The sequence below is a fragment of the Termitidicoccus mucosus genome (assembly GCF_038725785.1).
Lineage (GTDB): Bacteria > Verrucomicrobiota > Verrucomicrobiia > Opitutales > Opitutaceae > Termitidicoccus > Termitidicoccus mucosus.
On the sequence record NZ_CP109796.1, the window covers coordinates 376,563 to 400,166 of the forward strand.

Below are 23,604 nucleotides of genomic sequence, written 5' to 3' on the forward strand. Positions count from 1 at the left end.
TTTAGAATGTATAATTCACACCAAAACGGAGGCCGCGGGATTCATCGACAACGCAATTATATTCCGATGTGTAGCGGGCCTCGGCGCGCCACTTGCTCGATATGCTATAATCGATGCCGGCGTCGAGGCGATAGCCGTTGGCGTTGGTGGCGGGAGCGGCGATGTCGATGCGTCCGCCGAAAAGATTGGCGCTGAGCGTGCGGATGTCGCTTTCGAATTCATGCAGCAATGCGAAATGGACAAACGGGCGGATGAAGCCATGTTTTGTCTTGAAACTGCGCGCCACGCGCAGGCCCAGTTTGCCCTGGAGCGAGGTTTCGTTTTGTTCGTAAACATACAGACTGGCCTCGTTGGCGTTGCGCTCCGTGAACGCGTCAACTTTCCAATTCAACCATTGAACACCGGCCACAGGGGTGACTTCAAACCACGAAAACTTCTTTGTATAGGCGAGCGACGCCGCGGCGCCGATGCGGGTGCCGCTTGCATCCGCATCCGCCCATGAGGCAAGCTGGGTCAGCGCCACCGTGCGTTCGGAGTCATAATCATCCGTGCCGTAAAAGCCGGTGAGATTAAACTGAAAATTGCCGGCGTTATAACGTGCCTTGATCCCGAATGTGTGACTGCTCACGTCGCAGTTGCCGCCCGCGGTATCGAGATCGAAATCGGATATTTCATAGGTGTAAAATCCGCCAGCCACGAAATTTTCCCCGAAAGCATAGTCGGCCCCCACAAGTGCGGCGATAGTGCCGTAGTCTGAATACGAGGCATCGTCATTCTTGTCGCGCGAGGCTTCCTGCCGATAGCCGTCAAGGAAGAGCTGCACGGAGCCTTTTTTGCGCGCGTAGGCGGCGTCCTGCCACATGCGGTCCTCAATGCTTTGCATCATTGCGTTGGCGCGAACCACGGATGCCGGGAACCAAGACTGATAAGTGCTGGGACTGAGCTGATCGAGCAACTCGCGATAAAGAATCATGGAAGGCTGGCGGTTAAGCGCATCAAAAAGATTGTCGCGAACCGTGCCCGCGTTGACGATCTCATCGACACGCCGGGCAACCGTGAGATATTTGCCGTCCAATCCCTCGGGGCTAGAAAAAGGCATTTGCGCAAAGGACACCTCAAGGGTGTTTGCATTCCATTGCCAAGAGGACACCAGCGACATGCTTGGCGGAAGCGCAATGTGACCCGGCTCAAAATCGCCCGAACGCGCGCCGTTGACCGTCATCAATGTGTATGTGCCCGGCAGGTAAGGGAAGGTCGATGCGCGACCGATTGTCAGATTGGGAATATTGGTTGCATCAACAGGCGAGATAATCAAATCACCGTTGATAACAAGTCGGTCATATTCGAGCGGCGTGACCAAATCGAAGCTCAAGTTTCCGTTCAGAGTGACGGTGCCGGTGATGGTCAGGGGTTTATCGGTGGCCGTGGCCCTCATGCCGGGATTAAGGTTCCCGCCCCTGCTTACGATCACATTGCCTTTTATATTTCCGCTGCCACCAAGCATTGCGTTTTCCTGCACATTGATGTTTCCGCTATGAAGACCGTCGACGATATATTGGGAATTGCCGCCCCTAGGCCGGAAAACCAACCCCTTGGTGCTCACCATGCCGTCCATGATGACTATGCCACCTCCCATAATGTCAAATGTCCGTGCCGATACACCTTCGGAAAATAACAATCCCGACCATCTGACAATTTCGCCAGCGGCAATCCGGTCGTTTATGCGCACGTTAAAGGTGCCCAAATTGACGACAGTGCCCACCTCGGTGCTGAGCCCGCCAATCTGCAAAGTGCCTGCGGCGTGAGAGCCGCTGGTGGTGACAAAGGGAATCATCCCGGCATTGGCCAGATTCATCTCCGAATTCCCCTTCATCGTGATCACCGCCTGGCTCAGGCCGCTCTCCAACACGCGCATTGATGAATACGAATCGTCGAGCGTCAGGCGGGAGTAGGAGTTAAGCGTGACATTCATGGCAAGACGGACAGAACTGCCTCCGGTCGATTCCGGAGCGGTTATATCCAGTGAGGTGCCGAAGCTATTGCCGATGAAGCCGTTGAATGTGAACCCCTTCCCCGTGGGATTAAGCTCCATCCAGCCATCCTCCGTGCCTTCGAGGTTGAGCGTGTAAAGACGCATCATGCCTGTCTGGATGCTGTAAAGTTGCACGCGCTTGTCACCGGTGCCCGTGTTGACGAGGTTGATGGTCTTGTTCGAGATATCAGAAGAGCCAAGCAGGCGGACGGCGGCCGTGGGGCCGTCAGGAACGACGCCGGTGCTCCAATTCCCGGAATTGAACCAATCGGAATTCACGGCACCGGTCCAGTCCGTGAAATGGTCGGGCACCAGTGTCAGTTGCGCATTCAATGTTGCCGCAAGGCATGTGATGCCAGAGGCTAGGACAGTCGCCGCGCGCAGGAGGGAATGCTTTTTTGTGATTTTCATTTTAAATTAAAATCCAATGGGTCGCATTTGTGATTATCGCCGGATGAACAGGCCTTTTTAGAAGTTGGCCTCCAGCCCGACATTCATAACCATGCCGGAGGTGAAATAGCCGCCCGTGCGGTCGAATATGCTGCGCTCGTCGCCGACTTCGGTCACATTCCGCCAGTCAAACATGGCTTTCCAGCGCGAATTTATCTTGTAGGCGAGGCTCAGGTCGAAGCGCGTGTAAGCGGACTGATACTTGACCTCGACGTAGGTCAGATTGATATCGCGGGCAAACCGGTCAACCCAATAGGCGGCGATTTTGCCGCTGAACCGCTTCCCGTTATATCGGAGCTGGAGGGTGGCCGATTTTTTCTGAATCCCGGTCATGGGGATTTCCTCGCGCACCATAGGGCTGTTGATGTATTCATCCAGCATCGCCTGCGTCACATTTTTCTCCGGCCTGGGTATGGTATGGCGCATGTAGTGGGTTTTCGGGTCGGCATAGGAAAACGAACCATAGACGCTGAAATTTTTCAGCCAGTCGGCAAGGAACCCGAGCCTTTGATTGTAAACAATCTCAAATCCCCGGTTCGTCCCCTCGCCGAGGTTCAGCGGGCTTTGCACAATCCAAGTGCCCTCCTCATACTCCGGATCGTATATATAGTTCACGCCGTCGGCAAGGGCCTCATCCCATGTAACATTGATGAACGAGGTTTCCGTCTGTATTATATCCTTGAATTGCTGATAGAAGAGGGAAAACGTGAGCGAGCCGTTTTTGCTGAAATAATACTCCACGGCGAAATCATACTTGGTCGCGTATTGAGGCTTCAGGTCGGGGTTGTTGCGCTCGATCCTGAGCTCGGATGAAATCCATCGCTCCTTGGGGATCACGTTGCCGAACTTGGGCCGCCCGATGCTTTCGGTGCGCGCGAGACGCACATTCATGTTTTTCAGGGGCTCCCACTTGAACTGGATGTTCGGGAAAACGTTGTCATACGTTTTTTCAAAGGTCTGCCATGAGTATAGAAGCAGGTTTTTCTGCTCGCGATTGATATTATAGTAGGGATTGGGGTCCAGCGTGCCGGGTATGTAGGGGGAGATGGTGTCATACTTGCCGTTCTGCCCGAAGACCGCGTCATTGCTTCCCGGTTCCTCGTATATGGGGCCGGTGCCGATTGCCTGGGTGCGCTCGTAGCGCACGCCCGCGATCATGGTGAGGTTGCGCAGCAACCGCGCCGTCAGCTGGGCGTAGCCCGCGGCCGTCTTTTCCGTGGCTGTCTTCTCGCCTTGCAACTGCTGGTAAAAGTGGCCCTTGACATCATCGGAATCGTCGTAGAACTCGCCCGGATGCGCGTTGAAATAGTCATAGACGTAGTAGGGATTCACCCAGTTCGGAATCGGCACGTCGAAGCCCCAGGAGTTCTGGAAGTAGGGATCGGCAAATTGATAGATGGCTGGCTCGGCGGCGGTGCCAAAATTCTTAAGCGTGCTGTTTCCGGTCAGTGACCGCCTGCGCCAATATTGATGCATTTCACGCGTCATCTCACCATAGCGCCCGCCAAACTTGAACTCGACCGGCACGCCGAGGACGACGGGGATGGTGACATCGAGATTCGCGCCCCTTTGCTCATCGGTGCCATAGCCAAATCGCTGCGACAATGTCAGGCTGTTGTAGTTTTCGAGGTTCAAATAGCTGCCCGTGTCGTCCGGGGCCATTATGCCCGTGCCCCCGTGGGTGGTCTGGACAATCTCCCCGGTGGCATTCCCGGCAATGTTGAGCGCGTTCAGGCCCACCCCGGACATACTATACTCTATGCTGAAGTTTTTGCCGGGATCGGGGTCTGTCTCCGCCTTGCTGTAGTGGGCGCCCCAGTTGACTTTTATTTTCCCGAAGGTGTGCCTGGCCCCGGCATTAAAGGACACGGTGTTATTGTCCGCCGTGCTTATGCCGTAATTCATTCCAATCCTTGCGCCCTCCGGCGAGATCATGTTGTAAAGGTTTGCCTCGGCTGTCTGCTGGCCCGCGGTCACTTGCATTCTCCGGGTGTAGGCGCCCAGGCCTTTGACGTCGTTATAGGAAGAGTTTAGGAAGAAAACCGTGTTTTGCCAGGGTTGGTATTCCAAGTTGAGGGAAACCATCCGGGTTTGCTCACTTTTGCCGCTTTCAGTGTATCGCAGTTCGGTAACATAGCCGGGCGTGGTGGGCGTGACCTTGTAGCCCGTTTTTTCGAGGTCAGCCAAATCGTAGGTGTATCTCGGTATTTCGTATCTGTTGTTGAAACGATAGTTGCGATTGAAGGCGGTGTTGAAGGAAAAGCCAAAACGCTGCCTCGTGCCAAAGGCCTCGCCCCATGAGAAGGTGAATCCGGGCCAGATTTTGTAATCGGGGGTGCGCCCGCCGCCGGGCGTCTTGTCGAAGTCGAGCTCGGCGGTGTTGAGGCTGAGGTTGGCGGCGAAACGCATGCGGCGGCCTTTCTGGCTGAGCGCGCTCTTCGTCTTGATGTTCACCGCGCCGCCCATGCTGCTTGCGGAGTCCTCCGCCGTCGGCGCGGTCTTCAACTCGATGCTTTCGATGTTTTGCAGCGATTGTGTGCTCAAATTGAATGCGCGGCTGGCGGTGCCGACGCCCGATTCGTCGCTGCTGATGGACATGGACGCGACCGCGTTGCCGTCGAGGGTGACGTTGGCAAACTCAGGGTCCATGCCACGAATGCGCATCGAGCCGGCGTCCTCACCGTCGTAGTCGATGGTGATACCGGGCAGGTTTTTCATGAGTTCGCCCATGTTGCTGTCCACGATATTGCCGAAGGAGTCGGCGGCAAAAACCGCCTTCTGGCTGGCGGACATGCGCTGCTCCTGCGTGGCGAGCGCCGCGCCCTCGCGGTCGCCAGCCACCACGAACCTTTCGAGCTGGTAAACCTGCGTGGTGAGATTGAAATCGGCCGTCGCAGTCTGGCCGGCGACAACCGCCACGACTTGGCTGTTCCGGTCGAGATCGGTGTAACTGGCGGTGACACGCACTGTGCCGGCGGGCGCGTCAAAGAAGCGGTAATTGCCATCGCCATCAGTGAGCGTTTCGAGTCTGGTTCCCTCAATTGTGACGAGAGCGTTGGCGAGGTATTTTCCGGTGCCTTGGTTCATGACACGGCCCGAGATGGCTCCGGTGGCTGACTGCTGAGAAAAAACCAGGGGATTGAACGGCTGAAGGGCTGAAAGACAGAGCGCGAAGATGAGCATGGCGAGGGCGGAGCGCCGAGCTGCACGCGGCGGTTTTGGCAAAACCGCCCTACTCATCCGCCGCAGCAATACCAGCAGCGCCAGCGCGGGCAGATACCAGATGCCGGGCGCGCCGCCGCCACTGCCGCCACCGTTGCCCGAGGGCGTTGTCGGGCTGGCGCCAGTGACGGAGAGCAGCGCATCGCCGGTCTGGACGGCGCCCATGGGATTGCTGACAGTGACGTTGTAATTGGCCACGTCGGTGAGCTGAACCGAATCGATGACGAGCGCTGCAGTGGTTCCGCCAGTGATCAGCCTGCCGTCCCTATACCATTGATAGGCGGGCATCGGAGCGCCGATGGCGGCGACATTGAAGGTCGCGCTGGTGTTGACCGGAACGGACTGCGCCACCGGGGACACCAAGATGGAGGGGGCGGCTTGCAGAGCGCAGATCGTGTGGTTGCCGGTGTCGGGCACGTAAATGTCGCCCGTGGAATCGATGACAATGCCCGCCGGGGCATTCAGCGCGGTTCCGCCGCCGGGCATCGTGGTGACGGTGCCGTTGATGGTGTCGATTACCCGGATGGCATTGTTGCCGGTGTCCGCCACATAGATGGCGCCGGAGGCGGCATCCACGGCGAGCGCTTGCGGCATGTTGAAACGCGCGTCGGCATTGGCGCCGTTGTCCGTACCGGGCGCGTGAGCCAAGCCCGCGACGGTTTCAACGCCGCCTGTGGCGAGCGTGATGGAGCGAATGATGCTGTTGCCCGTGTCGGCGATGTAGAGGTGCGTGGCGTCCGCGTCGAGCGCGAGGCCCATCGGCATGTCGAAGGTCGCCGCGACGCCCGCGCCGTCGTCGGAGCCTGTCGCACCCGAGCCGGCAATGACGGTCATGTCTCCGGTGGTTGTGTTTATCTTGCGGATGCTGTTGTTGCCGGTGTCGGCGACGTAGAGGTTACCGTCGGAATCAATCGCGAGCCCGTGCGGGGCATTGAGCGCGGGAGCGCCCGTGGTGGCGAGCGCGGTCACGGTCGCAGTGGCGATGTCGATCTTCTCGATGGTGTTTGCGCCGGTGTTGGCAACATAGAGCGTCGTCCCCGCCGCGTCCACGACGATGGAGGCGGGCGCGTTGAAGCCCGTGGCAAACGTGGAGACGGTGCCGTCGAGGGCGATTTTACGAATGGAGTTGTTGCCGGTGTCAGCGATGTAGAGGTTGCCGTCCTTGTCCGTGATTCCCGCGCCGGGCGAGGTGAAGCGCGCGTCGGCGCCCGGGCCGTCAACATTGCCTGGCGTACCGCTTTCGCCCGCAAGGGAAACGACGGCGGAGGCCCCGCTTATGGCGAAGGAGACGGGCTTGTTGCCGACGCCGGTGACATTGATCGCTATAAGCGCGCCTTGCTGGACGCCGCTGTAGGCGGGCGTGCCGCTGATGACGCCGGTGACGGTGTCGATAAAAAGGCCCGGGGGCAGGCCGGTGGCGCCGTAGCTGGGAGTGTTGCCGACGGCGGTAGAATTGCCGCCGGGCACCATATTGGTGGCCTGAATCGTATAACTGAAGGGTTCGCCGACGGCGCCGGTGAGTTGCTCGGGGGCATCAATGACAACGGGCGACGGCGGGTTGACGGCAAACGGCGCGACGAGAGTGACAGCACCAGCGGCATTAGCGTAAGTGACCAGCAATGTGCCGGTGCCAATCATGTCGAACTGGGCATCGAGGATACCGGTAACGGTGTCCATTGAGAAACTGGTGTCGAAACCGGCGGGTGCGACACTGCCCGTATACGACAGCGGATCGTTTGTCGCGACAATCTGCCATTTGACCGGCTCGCCCTGAACAGCAACCCAAGGGCTACGATTCGACAACACTCGTATTTCGCTAAACCTCGGTGGGGGCAGTGACACGACCAGCTCCAGCGGCATCGTGCCGGTGCCGCCGATATTGGAAGCAGACAGGGTAACTGTGCCTGTGCCGACTGTCGTGGGTTTGCCCGAGATGACGCCGGTCTTGGTGTTGATCGACAAACCATCGGGCAAATCCGTGGCGTCAAAGCCGGTCGGGTTGTGGTTCGCGGTGATGGTGTAAGCGCCGCTTTGTTCCACCACCATGACCACACGCGTGCCGCTGGTAATGAGAGGAGCCGGGGGCGGCGTGGCATATACAATCAAGGCCAGCGTGGCGGTGGTCGTGCCGGAGGAATTGCTGGCGGACAATGCAACCGGATATGTGTCTGCAACGGAAACTGAGCCGCTGATGATGCCGGTGGCAGGATTGAAGGACAGGCCGGCCGGCAAACCATCGACGCTGAGAATGGTGGGGGTCGTAGGATCGATGGTGGCCGTGAGCGTGTAGGAGAATGGTTGCCCTGCCAGAGCGTCGGCAATGAGCGCGCTGGTAATGCGCGGACGTGCTATTGCGCCGCCAGTGATGGTAACCTGGATTTGACTGCCATTAACGATATCAAATGCAGCGGCAACAGCAGGATTTTCGGGATGCGACCATACGAGCGAGGGCGTGCCCGCGAAAGCGGCTTCCGAGCTGAAGATCGTGTAAACGCCATTCGTGACCGCACCGCCTTCCGCAACCACGGGGCTGACCTTGAGCGTGCTGCCAAAAGTGACGGTGCCGCCTTTCACGCGCGGGCCGGACAACTCGCCCGCCTCATCGGTGTCCAGAAGCAATGTCGCTCCATCCGCATAGGTGATGGCGGGAGTGATTTCCCCCGAACCGCCAAAACCCGCCGAGCCGGAGACGATGATCGGCTCGGTGCCGGTGTGCTTGCCGGTCATCCGCAAGCCGCCGGACTCAACAAAAGTGGTACCGGTGTAACTGAGGGAACCGGAAAGTGTGAGCAGCCCCGTGCCCTCCTTGATCAAGGTCGTTTTGCCCGCGCCATTGACAAAGCCGTTTGTGCCAAGGATGGCGCCGGCGAAGGTCGTGCTGAGATTTTTGCGCCCGATCCTGTAGGTGATGAGGCGGTTGCTCTGCCCGCTGCCAAGCGCGGCCTGAGCGCTGGTGCCGGACAGCGCGCCGATGACCAAGGTGTTGCCGGCAGCAGCCACCTGCGGTTGAATCTCGACCTGGTCCTGGATGGCGAGGTGAACATCCGCCCAGCCGTTCCAGTTGAACATATTGGGGGCCGAGCCGACAGTCGGCCTCGCGCCGCCCGAACCGGTGAAAATCATATCGCCGCTGAAACCGCTGAAATCATTGACGAAATTCGAGCGAGCGCTGGCATTGGACAACCCGCGATACCTGAGTTCCAGCGTGCCGGAACCTTTTATCGCGCCCTTGAAATCAAAGCGCCGGGGCAGGTTGAAGACGGCGTTGTTTCCGTCGGCGACGGTGAAGTCCGGGAAAATCTGCACCTGGCTGTCCGGATAGGTGAACGTCAGCGTGCCTCCGGCAAACACAACCGGGCCGATGGCCATCGTGTGCTGGCCCAGCGCCTGGTCGCTTTTGGGATAATCCAGCACAAGGTGTCCTTCCTCGATCGTGGTGGTGCCGTTCCATCCCTCGTTGAAACTCGAAAACCGCACGGTACCCTGGCCTTTCTTGAGCATCGTCGCCCCGCCCCAAAGCCCGAAGTGAGCGACAGGCAGCATGTTCAGCGTGCCGGTGGATATGGCAAAGGTCACGGACTCAGGGTTGACGGTTTCCGGAAGCCCGATGGTGCCGGTGCCGCCGATGGCAAGCGTCTCATTGGCATCGTTGAAAAGGACTTTGGCACCGTCCTGATATGTGGCAGGCGCGCCCGCACGAAGCCAGTTTTGATCGGTCGTGTTCCACGTGCCGCTGACAGCGCCGGTCCACACCAGCATGTCCGCGGGGACAGGATCGACGGCGATGATCTCAAGCACAGCCTCGTCGGAACCGTAAACATTGGTCGCCGAAATCAGCACGTCGCTGGCGCCTGCCGCAGCAGGAACGCCGGAAATAATCCCGGTCGCGGCGTCGCATGACAATCCGTCAGGCAGCGGGACCGCGCCATAGGACACCGGGCTGTTGTCCGACACGATTTGGTAGCTGAATGGCACGCCGACGGTGCCGGTCACGCGCAAGGAGCTGGTGATTACCGGCGAAAGGGTAGTGACCGTGATTTCCAGTGTCTTCGTGTCCGAGCCGACGGGATTCACGGCCGTCATGGTGACATTTGCCGTGCCGGCCGTGGTTGGCGTGCCGGAGAGCACATGCGTCGCATTGTTATAGGACAACCATGCGGGCAGGCCAGACGCGGTGATGCTCGTCGGCTCGCCGCTCGCGGTAATTGTATAGCTGAACAGCGCGCCATCCGCCGCCTGCGCCATGGTGGCGCTGGTGATGACCGGCAATTCATACGCGCTGATCGCAAGCGTCGCCGTGCCGGTGCCGGCGGCATTGCGAGCGCTCAGGACAACAGCGGTCGTTCCGGAGCCCAGAATCGTGCCGCTGACAAGGCCGCTTGCGCTGTCTATCGAAAGGGCTGCCGGCAGCGGGGCTGCGCCGTATTCAAGAATCGGCAAATCGCTTGCTCCGATTTGATAATTGAATGGCGCTCCGACGGTGCTGGTGATTGCCAGCGGACCGGAAATCGTAGGCACGTTGACAGGAGCCGGCGGCGGCTCGATGACAAGCGCAAGCGTCTCCGAATCGGTCCCGCCAAGATTACCGGCCGAAATTGTGATATTGCTTGTCCCTGTGGTGCCATATCCGAGCGTGCCGGAAATCACCCCGGACGACGTGTTGACACTTAGTCCGTCGGGAAGCGCCGTTGCATTGAAGCTTGTCGGGTTGTTGTCGGCCGTGATTGTGTAAGTAAACGTCGCGCCTTCCGTTCCTGAGGCCGTCAGCAGGCTGGTGATCACGGGCGCAGGGGGAAGCCCGGCGGTGATTGTCGCGGTGATGGCATCGGCGGTCTGGTTAAAAGCAGCCGACACCCCGGAACCCGAATACTCCAAAGTGATGGCCGGCGATCCTGTGATGCCGCCCGTCGCATGGAGGAGTGTATATACACCGGAGATGATACCGTCCCCATCTGCAACGACAGGCGTGACCTTGAGCGTGCTGCCTAGCGTGACGGGACCACCAACTTCAAGGCCGTGCAGGGTGCCGGAGACAGACGCGTCAACAAGCAGCGTTGCATCGTCGGCATAGGTGACGCCGGCGCTGGTGATTGTGCCCGAGCCGCCCAACGCGGCTCCGCCTGCGACCGTTACTTGCGCCGTGTTGGCGAGCTGGCCGGTGACATGCAGGCCGCCCGCCGCCACCGTGGTGGTGCCCGTGTAGGTGTTGACACCAGTGAGCGTAAGCATACCACTCCCGACTTTGGTGAGCGCGGCAAGCGGGCCAATGATTGTGCCGTGGAAAGTGGTGTCGAGGTTTCTGGCGCCGATGCTGAAAACGGTGTTGCCCGTGGCTCCCGCAACTTGAACCGATGAGATGCCGGCATTGTCAACGCTGCTGAGCGCGCCGATATCAAGGGTGCGGGTGGTGTTGGCGGTGGCATCCGAGATCAGTCCTGCTGTGTCCAGCACCATCGAGGTGTTGATCCAACTGGCACTGGCAAAACCAGTGTTGGCCCGGGCGGTGGCCGAACCGATAAGACGGAGTTCGCCGGAAAAGCCAGTAAAATTGCCTGAGTTGAAATCGGCCCGGGGTACCGTGTGTGTCACAAGGTTGAGCGTCAATGTGCCAGCCCCCAAGAACGTCGTCCTAGTTTGGAAAGTGCGAGTCATGTTCATGACCCCATGGGCTCCGTCAGGTATGGTGACGGGCTTGTCGATGCGGAGGACAGAAGTAGCGTTCAGGGAATTTGAGAACGCAACAGTGCCGCCGGACAACTGCATGGGCGTGTTGAAAACCCAACTGGAGGCACTGAGATTTCCGTTAATGGCAACAACGCCCCCCTCGACGGAGGCGGTGCCGGTGAAGGCCGGGATGCCCGTGATGCCGAGCGTGCCGCTGTTTTGTTTCAAGAGTGTCGTGGCCCCCGTGATCATGGGGCCAGCGGCAAAGGCAAGTTCGCCGGCTTTGTTCACAGTGATGCCGCCGGGTGAGACCGCGGAGGGAATGCTCACGGTGCCGGTGGTCGAGGTGTCGTCAAAAAGCACGGTGTCGCCATTGGCAAAAGCTGCCGCAGCACCGCCGGGAACGGTGACCCAGTTTTGCGTGGTGGTGTCCCAATTGGCATCCGTCACCCCCGTCCAGACAAGGGAAGACTGGGCTTGCACACCGGCTGAAAACAACAGCGTCAGGACAGTTGCAGTGACAAGCGCATGCACCGCAGCGGCAACATTGGGGAATGAGAGGGGGTGGTTCATTGTTAAGGAAAATTTTTTGGAGTTTGAGAAACAATTATAGATATGCCACGCATGTGGCGAATAGGGATTCAGATTGATTGTCGGGGGTGGGATAAGAGCTTTGGGGTTTTCTGAAGAATAACAAAACACCTATGACTTTCGCATCACCAAATCATGTGATTTTGGGGTCACCAATTCTGGTGATATGTCATCAAATGTTCCTCATGCTCTCTCTTGTGCGCGCTGGATTGCCGCTTCCCGGCTTTTTCTGCAAAAAGTCACGCAGTTTGCAGAGTTCGATGCCGGCGAGAAGGACGATGCCGATGCCGTGCGTGTCGTTCAGGTTCCAGAGGAGATCGCGTTTGTAATACTCCGACTGGAATGAAAACTCCGAACCGCGGCAGACGCCGTGGACGTTGCCGAGCTTATCGACCGAGATTTTGCAAATCGCCTCCCATGCCTTGTAGGCCGAGTGGATGTAGGGCGCCGGGTCACGATACCAGCCGTTTTGCACGCCGCGCGAGAAGCCGTAGGCGAACATTGCGGTGCACGAGGTCTCGGGATACGAATCGTGCTCGTTCACGACTTGGTGGAAGATGCCGTCGGCATCCTGCTGGACGAGGATGCCGGCGCTGAACTCGCGGAAGAAATCGAGCAACTGCGGGCGCAGTTCGTGTTTTTCTGGGAGCACGGCGAGGAGTTCCGAGAGCGAGAAGAGCACCCAGCCGTTGCCGCGGCCCCAAGGAACACCGGTGGCCTTGTCGCGCATGAAGTCATAGACGTGTGACATGAGGCGCTGGTGCGGGATGTAGAGGCGCTTCTTGAAGCCGATAAACTGGCGCGCGGCATCGTCGATGTATTTCTGGTCATTCGTGAGTTGGTAATAACGCACGAGGAATGGCACGCTCATGTAGAGATCGTCGGCCCACATGGTGCCCTCATGGAAGGAGTGCATGAGGTTTTTACGGAAGAACGTGCCATCGGGCAGGCGGATTTGTTTCGTGCTGATGTGGTCAGCGACGACGTCGGCGATGCGGCGCCAGCCGTCGAGATCGAAATATTTCACCGCCTCAAGCAACGCCGAGCCGGCCGAGCCGCAATCGTCGAGCGAATCGAGCGAGGTGAGCAGGTTGTGGACGTTGGTCGCCCCGCCGTATTGCTCGCGATCCCACATGGCGTAGTCGTAGGTGTCGCAACAGAACTGGAAATGGTTCGCGACGTAACGGCGCGTCTCCTCGGAGTTGATGCGCGCGCCGGCGTGCAGGAGCCCGTAGAGCGTCACGCCGAGCGGATAGTTCCATTTGCCGTAAAGCGTGTTGTCATTGTAGGGACGCACCCATGTATCCGGTTCGTCAATACGCCAGTAAATCGACCCGCCCGAGGCGGATTTGTGGAGCTTGTTGAGGCTGGTGAGCGCGTCGAGGTCAAGCCTGTCCTCAGCAACGATGGGGCCAAGGTAAATCCACTTTGCGTCGCTGCCCGCCAAGTTGGCCGGATTGATGAGGGCGAGTTTTTCAGCGCCGTGCGAGAGCGTGAGTTCGAAGCCCCAGTCGCCCCCGCTGCATTCGGCACGGACGATGACATCGTGGATGCCGAAGGGGATGCTGATCCTGGCGTTGATGGGGCCGGCTTTCGCGGTGGCGTAAACGACTTCGCTGTTGATCGTGACGGAGAGTTTTGAGCGGGAGCGACCCTTGAGCGTATAGGCGGCCTTGCCGGGCATGAGGAATTGCGCACGCGTCCAGCCGATGGCGGCGGTGTTTTTGGTTTTTCCAAAGAGGCGTGCCATCTGCCCGGCGGCGCGCTGCCTGTAGTTCCATGCGGTGGAGGGAAGCCAGCCGTCCGTCGGGACGTCCGCGTCCGGCGCACCGGGGATGACGGCGAGTTCGGTGTCGCGCGGCTCCGTGAAAAGCCAGCCTTCCTGCCCTTCGCGCGCGGGGCCAGGCATGAGGAAGTAGTAAGGATGCTTGCCGAGCCATGTGCCATAAACCGCGCCGAAGCCGCCGAGTGTCTTGCGCATGCGGAGTACAAGGTGATTCCAGCCTGCCTTCAGCGGAATGTCGAGCGGGGTGCGTTTGTCGAAATAGCGTTCCTGAAAAATGTTCGAGCGAAAAAACTGCGCGCCGTTCAGGTAGATGATCGTGGGACTGTGGCAATCGATGTCGAATTTGATGGAGCCATCGGCATCGGCCCAAATTTTTGCCCACGCGTAAACATACTGGCCGAGTTTTGCGCTTGGGAAATGCTTGTTGAAATCGGCCTCGTAGCGGTAGTCCTTGCCGCGCAGGATACCCGCACGATTGAAGGCGCGGTAGGTGCACGGATGCGCCGGATTTTGTCCTATGTAGCGGCGCGCGACCGTTTCGAGGGTTTTCTCGATGTTCATACCCTCGTGGGCGTACATGCTTTGGAAGTTTTCAAAATAGAATCCCATAAAAAAAGTGTCTGAAAATTACCGACGTAAAAGGAGTAGAAGGAAGACCGTTCGGATTGACCGCTGTCATGCGAGATGGAAAACCTCCTTCAGTCCGTGCGAGACGGGACTGCTGTTAGGGTTGCTGGGCATGATGTCGGCCATGAATTTCCACCAGCGCCGGCATGCGGCGGTTTGCGCGACTTGCGCCCAGCGTTCCTCGCTTTCGATTTCGACATAGCCGAAAAGCTGGCGTGTTTGCGGGTCGAGGAAGATCAAGTAGTTGCGGCTGCCGTGGCTTTTAAGCGCGGCAGCAAGGTCGGCGCAGATGGGACTGTGGCGGCATTGATACTCGTCTTCGCAGCCGGGGTTCACGCGCATGAGGAATGTCTTGCGGATCATAGGATTTTGAGATTTAGCCCGAGGCGAGTTTGAGCAGGGCCACGAAGAGCAGGATGATGGCGCCAGAGCTGGCGCAGCAGGCGATGAAGCCAACGGCATCCTGCCTGTCCCACTTGCCAAACTCCCACGAGGAATTCTTGCCGAGGAGCTTGGTGTGGTCGAAGCGGCGCGGGTTACGCCGCGTTTCCTCGATGGCTTGTGCCTCGAGTTCGGGCGTCGCGCCGACGGGTGTCTTCATCTTGCCGTAGAAAAAATCGACCTGCACGGGGTTGCGGTTGCGCGTGAAGAGGCTCACGATGACCAGCACGAGGAAGGGTAGCAGCGCATCCACGTAGTAGCGGAGGTTTTCACGGTTGCGCGCAGTCATCTTGATCGAGTCAACAATGCCGAGCTTTGTGACCATGTAGTTTTCCATCTGGAAACGTCCGCCGCCCCGGAGTGGGCTGTCCGGGTCGTTCTTGTTCACGCGTGTGACGGATTCCCAATAAACCGGGGCAGGCTTGCCGTCGGGTTCGATGGAGGAAATGGCAAGCGACTGGCTGCCGGTCATCACGGGAATCCACGGCGCGATGACTGGGAACGCGACATTTAGGCCGATGGCGAGGATGAGCGAAGCCCAAGCGGCCCTCACGGTCACACGGCGCCAGAAAAACATCACCATGATGAGCACGCCGAAGGGCACGTTGACCGTGATGACCATTTGCACGATGGTCATCATGTTGGTCATGAAGGTCGCGGCAAAAAGGCCGATAAACAGCACGACGCATATTGTGCAGCGCGCGACAAGCACACCGGTCGCCTCGCTGGCGCCCGGATGGAAGATGCGGAAAATGTTTCGCGTGAACAGCGCAGCAATCGCCATCGCCTTGGCGGCGAGATTGGACATCACACCGGCAATCACGCCAGCGAGCATCAGGCCGATAAGCCCGGGAATTGATCCGAGAAGTTTTTCGGAAAGGGCGCCCCATACCATGTCGGACTCGGCGAGCGCGTTGGGGCCGGCAAAAAGCGCGATGGCGATGAGGCCGGCAAATGTCCATAGGATAATCATGAGGCGCTTGCCATAGAGGCCGAGCACGCCCATGCGCGCGGCGATTTCGTTTTTCGCCGAACCCATGATGTTCATGTTGGGACTAAGCGCGTTCATCTGGATGAGGCTCACGAGCGTGATCGCAAAAATGCTCCATCCGGTGAGCGAGCCGCCAAAGAGGTCGAACATGCCCTTTGGTATTTTTTGCGACAGTTGCCCCCAGCCACCAATCGCGTAAAGCCCCGTCGGGATGAGCAACACCGAGAACACGATGATCAGCGTGCCCTGCAACGCCTCCGCGACCGCCGCCGCCGTCATGCCGCCGAGCACCATGTAAGCGCCGATGACCGCCATGAAGACAATGTAGAAAGCCCATTTATACAATGCCGGACGGAGCAGAGAAACGTTATTGTATAATTCGCCGCGCGCCTTCAGGTCGCGCAAATCCGCCAGCCGCTGCGCTTGCCCGGGCGTGAGCGGCGCGACCGCAGCGCTGCCGGTGGCAATGCCCGCATCCACCGCGAACGCAGCCTTCTGCTGCATTTCGAGCGCGCGCATCTCGCGAAACCCCTCGACTGCTCTACGCTCCTCCACCGTCCATGATGACTCGGGTTTGTTGACCAGCGACGCAGTGATCGTGTAAGCCGTGAAACTCCCGAATCCGATCAACAGCACCGCCACGCAAATCTGGAACAGCGAATAAAACACACCCATGTTGCGACTATTGAAACGATCGACAAATAAATCGGCCATCGTGATAAGGCGCACACGGCGAAACCACACATTCATGAACCAGAAGTAAGGATTGATGAACACCGTCTGGAACGAATACCACGATTGCGGCGCGCCCTTGTCGTAAACGAAACTCGCGTTGGAAACCGCGCCCTGCGGCTCCGTGGCATTGCCGAAATTGAGGAACGCTTGGTAAAATTTGCCGAGCTTGCGGCCTGCGAGGAAATAGCTCTCCTCGCCCTTGGATGAGGTCGCCTTGGCGCGTCGACCAATGTAAATAATCACCGCGAAATAGGCGAGGACCACCAAGATGTCTATTAAACGGACGTCATGCATATAATGAAAAAAAGCTCATATGATTTAGTGAAATTGGACACTGGGTTTCGCAGGTAACCAAAAACGGTTGCGCATATTGGGACGGGGCTTCATGAGGGTTGAACAAGGTTGCCGAGAATCATGGGTAAGGGGCGCGGTGTTTGTGAAATAATAACAAAACACCTTCGGTATTCGCATCACCAAAACATGTGATTTTGGGGATCTCCAATTCTGGGGAGAGAAGGCGAAGCGGAGATCTCCAAGTCGCAGGACACGACAAAATCGTGCATGGTTTGAATGTTATCGGAAAGTGGTGTGCGTTTTTGCGAGGCTAGCGCCTTGTCCGGCAACCCAGAGATCACTGCTCCGTCGCAAGCATCGCACAAAAACAATCAACGCAAGCGCGAGGAAATACCACAGGGCAGGCGCGCCTCCTCCACCACCGCCCCCAGCGGTGTTGTTGTTCGAAGGCGGCGTGGTCGTGCCGCTGCTTGTCGCGGTCACGGTGAGTGTGGCGGTGCTGCTTGTCACCGAGCCCATTTCATTTGAAACGACCACGGTGTAATTGCCCGCGTGCGCGGTTTGCGCGCTGGCAATCGTGTGGGTGTAGCCAGTCGCGCCCGCGATGTTCGTGCCGCCGTGCCTCCATTGGTAGGCTGGATTCGGCGCGCCGATGGCGAGGACGCTGAAGCTGGCGGCGGCGCCGGCGGTCACGTTTTTGTTTTCCGGATGTTTCAGGATGCGCGGGCTGTCCAGAAGGATGCGGATGGTGTGATTGCCGGTGTCGGCGATGTAGATGTCGCCGGTCGTGCTGTCTATGGCGAGGCCGGCAGGTGCGTTGAGCCGGGCGATCGCACCGAGGCCGTCGGCTGTGCCGCTGGCCGCAATGAGGCCAGAGCGGGTGGTGACCTGATTCGTGAAGGTGTCGAGGTGGCGGATGGCGTGGTTGCCGGTATCGGCAACGTAGAGATTTCCCGCGGCATCGAGGGCGAGCCCCTTGGGATGATTGAAACGCGCGTCGAGGGCGTCGCCGTTTGCCGTGCCGCTCACGCCGGGTCGCCCGGCAATGGTAACGACGCTGCCGATGCTGCCGCTGGTGGTGAGATCGATTCGGCGGATGGCGTGATTGCCGGTGTCGGCGACGTAGAGTTGTCCGTCGGGGCCGAGGGCGAGTGCGGTGGGGGTGTTGAATCCACCGGCGAGGGTTGTTGAGGTTGTTGCGCCTGCGGCGAACTTGACGACGATGTTGTCGGCGGTGGAAACGTAGAGATTGCCCGTGGTGTCGCGTGCGAGTCCGGCGGGGCGGTTGATGTCAGTCGCGAAGGTTGTGAGTTGCGCGGTGGCGAGGTCGAGCGAGCGAATGGCGTTGTTGTTTGTGTCGGCGATGAGGAGCGTCGAGCCGCCGCCAACGATAATTGCACCGGGCGAGGAGAGTGTGGCTCCGGTTGTAGCGAGCGTGGAAACGATGCCGGGTGGGTCGATGATGCGGAGTGCGTTGTTGCCCGTGTCGGCGATGTAGAGATTGCCGTTGGCGTGAGCGAGCAACGCGACGGGCGAATTGAATCGCGCGAGCATGGTCTGGCCATTTGTCGCACCGGAGCTTTTTGCGAATCCGGCGAGCGTGACGAGCGCAGTGTGCGTATCGGTGTCGCTCGCAGGTGCGATGGTGAGCATGAGTGTGAAATCGGTGGAACCGGTCGCATTGGTCGCACGAAGTCTGACGGCGTAGGTGCCACTCGCGGTGGGTCTGCCGGAGATGACACCGGTCGTGGTGTTGAACAAGAGTCCGGGCGGCAGGCCGCTGATGGTGTAGGTAGCGGTGCCGTTTGCGAGTGTCGCGGCGTAAGTAAAATCCGCTCCGGCGCGCGCGGTGTCGTTCGCAGGGCTTGTGAAGACGGGTGCTGTCGCAGGCGGCGCGGTGACGACGGTGAGCACGAGCGATTTGCCGGAAATGGTGACGTTGCCGCGCAATTCATTGCCGAGCAAGATCGGCGCAAAATCGGCGGAAGTAAGCGTGGTGGCGTTGATTGTGCCGAGTATGTGTGTGGCACCGGCGGTCAGCGCGCCAGCATTGGTGAGGATGATTTGGCGCGCAGCCGAACCGGATTTCAAAAGCGTGCCGGTGACGACGAGGCGGTCGCCGTGTGCCACGTCGAATTGCAGTGCGGCGGCGGAATTCCATGTGAGTTTGGCGAACTTCGCAAACGTGCCGGTAACGGCGAGCGTGCCTTCGTTGATGATGGCGGCTCCGGTGAACGTGTTTGTGCCGGTAAGCGTAAGCGTGCCCGCACCAGTTTTGGTGAAGCCGCCCGTGCCGGAAATCGCGCCGGTCAACGTAATGCCGGAGGTGGTTTCGATGACGATGTCGCCGGTGAGTACGATGGGGTGCGCGGTTGTCCACGCGGCTTTAGCGCCGAGCGTACCGCTGGCGAGCGTGATTCGGCTGGTGAGGGTGCTAGCACCGTTTTTCACGATGCCGCCGGAGCCGAGGTGGAGCGCGCCGCCGTCGATGGTGATTGCGGCCGTGCCAGACGTGACGGTGCTATCGTAGCCAAGCGTGATTTTTTCAAATGTCGCCGTGCCGCCGCTGATGATTGCGATGCCGGGTGTGTTGGCGTTCGAACCGTTGGCTTTTGAGAGGATGAGGCCATTGGTTGTCTCGGTTGAGACGAGCGAGCCGCCGATGACGCGGAGGCCGCTGGCACGTCCGGGGGAGGTTTGGTTGCCGACGGTGAATGTGCCAGTGACGAGCACGTTGCCGCCTTCGACGGACATCGCCGCGCTGGAATTGGCGGTGCCAATGCCGACTGTGACGGCATCGACCTCGCCGCCTCGCACGATGAAGCCGGTGGCGTAATCGATACCTCCGGCGCTGCGGCGGATGTTGATTTCGGTGGCGATAAATGTGCCCCCCGTGACGAGGACGTAACCGAGGTCGCTGGTGGAGGAGCGGAAGGTCGCCATACGCGCGCAGCCGGCCTCGATTATGAACGCGGAACTCGCGCCGCCGTCCACGCGGCTGGTGGTTTGGAGGAGACCGCCGTTGACGATGAGGCGCGCGGAGCTGGCGATGCTGAAGGCGCTGCTTCCGATGTTGAGCACGCCGCCTTCGCCGACAGCCAGGTCACCAACGCTCACGATGACGCCGCCGGTGAGCGCGTTGGAGCCGGTGAGCGCGAGCATCGAGCCGCCGGTTTTGCTAAAACCCTGTGTGCCGGCGAGCGGAACGGCGATGGTGGCCTGCACGTCGAGGGCGAGGGCGGAGACGTTGATTTCAGGCGTGGTGCCGCTCGCGACGACGAGACGGAGCGCAGGCGCAACTCCGGTTGCGGGCGGGGCGAGAAGCCAGCCGCACGAGTTTTCAGAGTCGGTGTCGCTGAAGATAATTTTCCCGACGGTGCCCGATGTGTCCACGATGACGGTGGTGTCTTCCGCGAGGTTGAGCGTGCTGAAGTCGGCGATTTTGCCGACGCCTTGGGCGCGCGTGCCTTCGAGCCAGTTGTCGGCGTCGCTCCAAAGTCCGCCTGGCGTCGTGTTGGCCCACACACCATCGCCAAAGCGCGAGCGCGTGATTGTTTCGCTGGTAATGGATGTGGTCGCGAGCGCGTTGCCAGCGATGTCGGTGATGCCGGAGACCGCGTTGTTGATGTCGAGGCGGAGCGTGCCGTCGCCGTCGAGATTACCGACGGTGACGCTGAGGTAGGCGTTGTTGGTGAGCGCGGTGACGGCGGTGATGGAGCCGGCCAGGCCGCCGGTGAGCACGGGCGTGAGCGAGGCGGTGGTTGCGCCCACGACGGGTTCGGAAAACTCGACTTGGAACGTGACCTTCGAGCCGGTGTCGGGTTCGGGGCGCGTGATTGCGTCAACGATAGGCGCGACCGTGTCCACCATGACGGCAAACGTGGGCGAGGCGAGGCTGTTGCCGGACGCACCACGCCTGGCGACGGCGGTGAACGCATACTCACCGTCGGCGAGTCCCGACGCGTCCGCGCACGCGAGACTCCACGCGCCGCCAGCGTCGGCGATGGTCGAGCCGATGACAATGCCGGCGAAATAAACGGTGACGGTATCGTCGGCGGGCGCGGTGCCGTGGAGTGTGACGTGTTTGTCGGATGTGATACCGTCGGTGGACGAGACGCCGGTGTCGTTTGCTATACCGGAAATAGTGGGCGTGGCGATGGCGGTGTTCACCGCGAATCCGGCGGAGGGCGCGACGGCAGCATTGCCGGCTTCGTCAACGGCGTTTGCGACAAACGTGTAGGCACCCGTGGCGGGCAGTTCGCATTCAAAAATCCACACGCCGTCAGCATCCGCCTGCACGGTGCCGAGGTCGCCGCAAGATGAGGCCGATATTGTGATAAGGCTGCGGGGTTGCGCCGTGCCGGTGAACGCACAGCCCGCGTCGGCGGCAGTGACGCTTTCGATGGTGGGCGCGGGCGGCGGTGTTGTCATGACGGTAACGGTGCAATGTTTCGATGACGCGCCGGTGTGCCCGTCGGGGCCAATGGCGGCGGCTGTGAAATACGATTTGCCCTCAGACAGCGTTATTGAGGAGCCGTCGAATATCCAGTTGCCGGATATATCGGCGGTAGTTGTGCCGACGACGCCCGCACCTGCGAGGGTGACACAGACGGTCACATTTGGCTCGGCGGTGCCAACGAGGGTGATGTTGGGATTTGATGTTATAAAATCGGTCGCGGAAAATCCGGTGTCGGGCTGGATGGCGGTGATGACAGGCGCGGGCGGGCCGAGGAGTTCGTCGAGCGAGGTGACGATGTTCGGCGTGGGCGGCTGGCGCATGTCGTGGCCAATGTAGAAGCTCGGGCATGGGGACTGCCTGTAGCCGACGTTTTGGTATGCGATGGCGACGCGATACTGGCGGTCGTGCATGAGCGTGGTAATGCGGTGCGCGGTCGGAATGGCCGTGGTATAGATGCGCAGGGCGCGACCGTCGGCCTCGGCCATTATCAGCTCCTCCCGCCAGTCGCCGAAGATGTCGGCGCAGAGCAGTGGTTTTTCATTGGCAGCAACCTCGGGGGAGGAAAACAGCGTGTCGAGTTTGTTGGTGTTCCAATTCCATTTAAAGATAATATTATTATTAACGGGCGAGCGAAGCAGGTCGCCGTCCCACCATGCGGCAAAGGTCATGGAGGTTTTCATCGGGACGAGTTCCTCGAATGTAATTGCCGAGCGGATGTTGCTGCGCGCGCCCCAGATTTCCCATCCGGGACTGCGCGGATCAATGTCAGCGGCCATGGCACCGTCGGTGTCGGTGGTGGCGGTGATGCTGAAGAGTGTTTCGCCCGTGCTCGTTTTGCGGAGCGTATGGCCGATGTAGCCGTTTTTGCTGACTTCCTCGTGGCAGGCCCAGACGAGGATGTCGTCGCTGTCCGGGGACATTTTGGAGACAATCATTTTATCACCGTGGCGCAGGCCGGTCGAGTAGAGGCCGGTGCCGTCGTGGTCGATGGTGGCGGCGCCATAGACGATTTCGTCGCAGCCGTCGTCATCAACGTCGGCAAGGGCGAGTTGATGGTTGCCTTGGGAGCGGTAATCGATGTTGCCGGGCGTGCCGTCATCGCTGTCGAAATACCACCGTTCCGCAAGCTTGGCGGACTGGTTGCCGTTTCGGCGAAAATCCCACGCGGCGAGAGTGACACGGGTGTAAATGCCGCGGGCGAAAACGATGCTTGGGCGCTGGCCGTCGAGATAAGCGACACAGGCGCGCATGCCATCCATGCGTTTGCCGTAGCGGTCGCCCCAGATGGCGTTTTGCCGGTCGAGAGTCGGGCTGTGATCGTGGTTGTCGGGATCGCGCTCGGGCCTGAACGGAATGCTTTCGAGCGCGGCTCCGTCGATGCCGTTAAAAACCGTGAGGTATTCCGGGCCGGACAGGACGCGTCCAAAGATGATGTTGGTGTTGGGGACGCTACTTTCGCGATAGTCGGCGTTTGGGTCACCGATGACGTTGCCTTGTCCGTCGATGGTGCCATCGGCGGTTTTCAGGACGACTTCCGCCTTCCCGCAACCGTCGAGATCGTAAACCAGAAAGGGGGTGTCCCGGACATTGATGCCCGCGTCGATCCGCCAAAGGCGCGTGGCGGACGGAGCCTCGGTGGTGGTGCCGGGAATGAGCTTGTAAGCATCAATATATACATTGCCGAAGTAAGAATTGGGTGCCGAATCCTCGCCGGGGATGGTCACCTTGGAGGGCGCCCATTTGAGGATGACTTCGTATTGGCCGTCGCCGTCGAGGTCGCCGACCGAGCATGTGCCCCCGGCGGTGTCGCCGGTGAAGGCGGTGCTGCCACCGGTCGCGTCCGAGGAATAGGAATAAACGGTGCCGTCGGGCATGGTGATGTTCGCGGGCGGTGTGAGCGGGATGCGGATGAAATTGCCGACGGTTGCGCTGGCGGACAGGATGACGGTGTCGCCGGAATCGTCGATTGACGGTTGCTCGACGCCGCCGAGAACGGGGCGGACGGTGTAAATGCTGGGCTGCGTGAAGTCTGCGGTGGTATCGATGAAATTCGTTCCACCGGAGAGCGGGGTGGAGTTCAGTTTGACTGACGGCGCGCCGCCGGTGGAGCGGTAGATATTGAAAGCGGTGCCAATCGGTTCGGTGCCGAGGAGCCGCCAGCTCGCGAACGCCTTGCCTGATTCCGTGCGCACGACGACAAGGCCGCGGTCGAGCTTTTCCATGAGCGAGGGGAGATTGGATGCGGCGCGGGCGGGTGTGACGGCAACGCATAGCGCGAGCAATACGAGCGCAACCAAACATGAAAGATGGCT

At 59.8% G+C, this 23,604-nt stretch carries 6 protein-coding genes; all 6 read right to left on the bottom strand.

What is annotated here, in order from left to right; genetic code table 11:
• Position 1 precedes the first annotated feature (1 nt).
• The 6 genes from OH491_RS01375 to OH491_RS01400 all read right to left on the bottom strand — a co-directional run bounded on the left by OH491_RS01375 (position 2) and on the right by OH491_RS01400 (position 23,589).
• Positions 2 to 2,443, bottom strand: a complete 2,442-nt coding sequence (locus OH491_RS01375) for an autotransporter outer membrane beta-barrel domain-containing protein (protein ID WP_068769672.1) — start codon at positions 2,441 to 2,443, stop codon at positions 2 to 4.
• 57 nt (positions 2,444 to 2,500) lie between these two features.
• Positions 2,501 to 11,941 carry a TonB-dependent receptor gene (locus OH491_RS01380; RefSeq protein WP_068769671.1) on the bottom strand — a complete coding sequence of 3,147 codons (9,441 nt, stop codon included), beginning with the start codon at positions 11,939 to 11,941 and terminating at the stop codon, positions 2,501 to 2,503.
• Positions 11,942 to 12,131: 190 nt separating this feature from the next.
• A complete protein-coding gene (locus OH491_RS01385) occupies positions 12,132 to 14,354 on the bottom strand; it encodes a glycoside hydrolase family 88/105 protein (protein WP_068769670.1) in 2,223 nt (740 codons plus the stop codon).
• 66 nt (positions 14,355 to 14,420) lie between these two features.
• Positions 14,421 to 14,735, bottom strand: coding sequence for an L-rhamnose mutarotase (rhaM, locus tag OH491_RS01390; RefSeq protein WP_068769669.1), 315 nt, complete (start codon positions 14,733 to 14,735; stop codon positions 14,421 to 14,423).
• Between the two features lie 13 nt (positions 14,736 to 14,748).
• Positions 14,749 to 16,833, bottom strand: a complete 2,085-nt coding sequence (locus tag OH491_RS01395) for a sodium:solute symporter family protein (protein ID WP_068769668.1) — start codon at positions 16,831 to 16,833, stop codon at positions 14,749 to 14,751.
• Positions 16,834 to 17,112: 279 nt separating this feature from the next.
• Positions 17,113 to 23,589, bottom strand: a complete 6,477-nt coding sequence (locus OH491_RS01400) for an Ig-like domain-containing protein (protein ID WP_342750836.1) — start codon at positions 23,587 to 23,589, stop codon at positions 17,113 to 17,115.
• Positions 23,590 to 23,604 lie beyond the last annotated feature (15 nt).